General features: G+C 47.4%; 1 protein-coding gene and 1 pseudogene. One reads left to right on the top strand and one right to left on the bottom strand.

Annotated features, from left to right (window positions below):
* Positions 1 to 81: 81 nt before the first annotated feature.
* The gene (locus tag QT974_RS31430) at positions 82 to 3,453 is read right to left on the bottom strand and encodes a tetratricopeptide repeat protein (protein ID WP_333472296.1); all 3,372 of its coding nucleotides are present in this window, start codon (positions 3,451 to 3,453) and stop codon (positions 82 to 84) included.
* Between the two features lie 848 nt (positions 3,454 to 4,301).
* Between QT974_RS31430 and QT974_RS31435 the strand changes: the two are divergent.
* Positions 4,302 to 4,521, top strand: a pseudogene (locus QT974_RS31435) (peptidase M28); the annotation flags it as partial.

The following is a 4,521-nucleotide window of genomic DNA, read 5'->3' on the forward strand; positions in this document are numbered from 1 at the left end:
TTTTTCGCGAATCTGCGTGTCGCAACGAATATCTTCGCAAAAACCCGGTTTCTGAGCCCCCGTGCGTAAATCCTGTCATAATTAATCTGCTCTCTCCTCCTCTGTTTCACTGGCTTTCTGAATAATTGAAAACACCTCTCCCGGACACTCCTCACCCGTCAACTCTCGCCAAATTTCCTGAAACTGACTGTCTCCCAACTGCTTGAGCATCCGCCCTAAATTATTGGTATCCGAGCGAACAAATTCAGAGTTATGCTCGATGTCAATGGCTAAGGCACGAATGTAAATTTTCACCGCCTCCGTCGAATTTGAGTGGGCTTCCAGAGTTTCGCCCCATGCAGTTAGAGTTGAGGAAGCTTGAGGCCAATCCTGCGCTGCACTTCTAGCTGGAAATGCTTTTTGGAAATAGGCAACCGCAGTGTCAAAATCTCCTTGCTCTTGGGCTACTATTCCCAGTTGGTGATACTGCCTAGCAGCATTGTAAACATCCCCCACGTCTTCACAAATTTGGAGAGCTTTGTTGTAAAAATCGATCGCATCGTCAAACCGCCGTTGCTCTTGGGCTAACACTCCTAGACTGTTATAGTTGTTAGCAGCGGGGTAAAAATCCCCCGCATATTCTTTAATTTGGAGAGCTTTGTGGTAAAAAGCGATCGCATCATCAAATCGCCGTTCCTTTTCGGCTACCACTCCTAGATTGTGATACGCAACAGCAATATTGTCATTAACGGAGGGGTCATTTAAGGCTGTTAATTCATCCAGAATTTCTTGATAAACGGCTCTTGCTGTTTCCAAGTCGGCACTTGCAAGAGCTTCATTTGCATCTATTATCCGCAGATACATCCAGAAATTAAAGGCATCTTGCCCCTTTCCCTTTGCCTCTGCCAAATGGAAGCCAATTTGATTCAGCGCCCGTTGTCGCAGCGACTTACATTCCGGTTTGCGTCCCCACCGCTCATACACATCTCCCAAAGCTAGCAGAATTACTTGGGAACAAGCCCATTCCTGCTGCTGTTCTGCTAGCCGCAACTGTTGCAATAAATTCGGTTCTTCCACTTGCAGTACAAAGGTTGCCTGTTCCGCATTGCTGATAAGTTTCTCCCAATATTTATGCGCCAATCCTGCGTAGAAAACCAGCAACTTTTTTTCCAGGGTACTGATTACCTCCTGCGAACCCATTTTGTCTAACTGTTGTCGCAGATACCAAGGCAATGCCGGGTGAATTTTGTAAATATTTCCCCCCAAATCTTCCAAATGTTCCAGAATTCCGGCGGCAGTCGCTTCATTCAAGAGTCCAATCCAATCCGATTTCTGCAAATTTTCCCCAAACACCGCCCGATATGCTTGTCCATATCCATCATCAGGATTTGCTGAAAAAGCATGAAGCCAATCTGCATCAACGCGCTCAGAAAATAGCCCTAAAAACGGCAAATGCTGCCGCGCTCGTGCCGACAAATTGGCAAACGAATAATCCAGCGACACCGTTAGAGAGTTCTCTCTCCCTTCCTCCTCCGCACCCTTGAAAGTATCCAATCCCCGCCGCAGCGCCTCAATCAACTGCATCGGAGTTTGCGACTTCAAATGCCGCAACACCACCCTCAGCGACAGCGGATGTCCGCCCAACAGTTTCAGCAACTCCAGATATTCCCCAGGCAATTTCGCCCTGTCAACCCCTGCTTCCCCCAGAATTCGCGCCGCCAACTCTTCCGCATCCGGCTGCACCAATCCCTTTAACTCCAGCAGTTTGTAACCGCAATCCAACCAATTTTCCTCGCGCCGACTGGTAATCAAAACCCAAGATTTTCCCCCGCGCAACTGTTTGAGAAACTGCTGCAAACTATCTCTTTCCGCAGCAGGTAAAAGCGGCTGATTACCCTGGGGAAACCCATTCACCGGTTCAAAATTATCCCAAATCAGCAAACAAGGATTAGTTTGCAAATATTTTCGCACCACATCTTGCTGTTTTTCAGCAGTAGCTGAAGCGAATTTTTCGCCCCACTTTGCCCTACCGATTTGATTGATTACCTGACTCAATCCCGCACCGCTTTCAAAGGAAGTGAAGAAAACGCCACCCGCGCGCCCTTGAGTATCAACTAACCACCGCGAAAAACCTCCAGCTAACTCAGTTTTCCCGACACCTCCCATCCCCTGCAACAGCACGACATGATTTTGTCGAAACGCTCTTTCCAATTGCAAAATATCGTAATCTCGCCCGATAAAACCGTAACCGCTAACTTCTGGCAAATCTACCGCCAGCATAGTCTCTGCATCGCCGCCATCTTCCCACAAATCGTCGGGAACAGTTTTCGGCCGAAAAGGCTGGCAAGGTTCCTGCTGGTACAATACCGGCACCAGCCAATCTTGCAGCGGTAACAGCCCTTTGGGACTGGGGCGCTGCTTCTCGATGGACATAGATTTGCGCCCCGCAGCCACCGCAGAGGCGATGTCTTGTCCCCGCACCAATTCCCCGTACAGTCGCGCCATGAAGTGTTTCGCGCCCGTCGCGTAGACGGAATAAGCCATTGCGACAACGCCTTTGGCGCCCAATTTCACCAACTGTCCCGCCACAGATGAAAAGGGTTCTTCCCCAGCTTGTCCCGATTTGCAAGCATTGAGAATAAACACCGGCACGCGACAATCTGTCAAATATTGAGCAATTTCCCTAGCAGTAACTATTTCCGGTTTGCCATCATTATCTTCAAAGACTAAAACGCCTTCTCCCGATTTTCCATATTGAGTTTGAACAGTTTTGCTGTCAGCTTGAAAGTCGCCATGTCCGTCAAAATGCACGATATGATAAAAGCCTTTGCGGGCGTTCAGTTCGGCTTCAAACTGCTTTAAACTAGGAGGACGCAATACAGTAAGATTTACCTGTTTTTGAATTGGTTTGAGCGCCTCTAACATCGGGCGGGCGATAGTTTGAAAATTAATATCGCGCTCTCCGTAGGGTCGAGCAATCACTAATAAAATATTTAATTGTTCGTCAGACATTGTTCCCAATTCGGCCCGAACTGCATACTCGCTCAGACTGCGATACATCCCCGCCAGCAAAGGTGCGAGAAATTGATAATCTGGAGCAAACAGCAATTCCCAAGGCAAATTGAGGACGGCGGGATTGTCGGAAACAATGCTAATTTCGCACTTATCCAATCCGGCACGCGTCGCTTCCTGAAAAAAGTCCCGCGCTTTCTCGCTGCTGCGAAATACTAACTCAAATAGCTGCTGTCCCCAAGCTTGCAATTTCAGTTCTATTTTTTTAGCATTTTCCGGTTCGAGTCCGTAGGGAAAGCGGAGATATTCTTCGAGATACCAGCGCAAATCGGCTAATGCTTTGCTGTCAAAGGGATGTTCAAAGGCTACGGAAGGGGCGAAACGGGGCGCAGAGTGGCCGCGCTGCCAAAATAGTTGGATTGAATCAGCATCGTGATTAATGCGCAGGGAGTTTTCTGCCATTTTTGTTGCGGCTGGATTTAAGTTATAATTATAGTCAAAGAAACCGGGTTTTTCGGAGTTTCTGTGCTGTCACGAAGTATTTTGGTAAAAACCCGGTTTCTGGGCACTCGTCGCAGTCAAAGAAACCGGGTTTTTCGGAGTTTCTGCGCTGTCATGAAGTATTTGCGAAAAAACTCGGTTTCTGGGCACTCGTCGGTTAAAGAAACCGGGTTTTTCGGGGTTTCTGCGCTGTCACGAAGTATTTTCGTAAAAACCCGGTTTCTGGGCACTCGTCACAGTCGAAGAAACCGGGTTTTTCGGGGTTTCTGCGCTGTCACGAAGTATTTGCGCAAAAACCCGGTTTCTGGGCACTCGTCACAGTCGAAGAAACCGGGTTTTTCGGAGTTTCTGAGCTGTCACTAAGTATTTTGGTAAAAAAAACCAGGTTTCTGGGCACTCGTGCGTAAGTCCTGATTAATTATTCAAGTGTGTTGGTATTGATTCCGGATGGTTTGGGTAACGATAGTTTAGCAATTTGAGAAATTTAGGGAGAATTGGTTGACTCTTCAATTAACTGATTTGGAATGACAATTCGAGGAGTTGTCACCGGAAAATTTCGCTGGTTGCGGGTGACAATGGCATCAATTTGATTGACTAGAGCAATGCTGTACTGAATCGCCTCTTTAAAATCCTTGAAGTTGGAAATTAATGTCTCCGAATAAATCGACTGTTTCCGAAGTTGTTAACTCAAAGCTTCGCTTGACTCTTTCTAAGGTGAAATCGCTGTAGGGCATTTTGCTTGTCTTCCTCGAATTTTCCAAATAAAAGAGAATATAATCTTAGTGTAGTCCTCCTATCTCCGATCGCAAATGAATCTAAAAGAACGCTTGCACGGCCATCTCATTCAAATTGTACGCGATCGCAACCCATACCTCGCCTCCGAAGGGCATTTCTACGTGCAGCAATACATTCGCGAACAGTTGGGACAGTGGGGCACTGTAGAAATTGACGATTTTGCGGTGCGCGGGCGAATTCATCACAATTTGATCTTGGATTTACCCCCCCTCAATCCCCCCCTTGCTAAGGGGG

The sequence above is a fragment of the Microcoleus sp. BM001215392 genome, from assembly GCF_036700185.1.
Taxonomy (GTDB): Bacteria; Cyanobacteriota; Cyanobacteriia; order Cyanobacteriales; family Microcoleaceae; genus Microcoleus.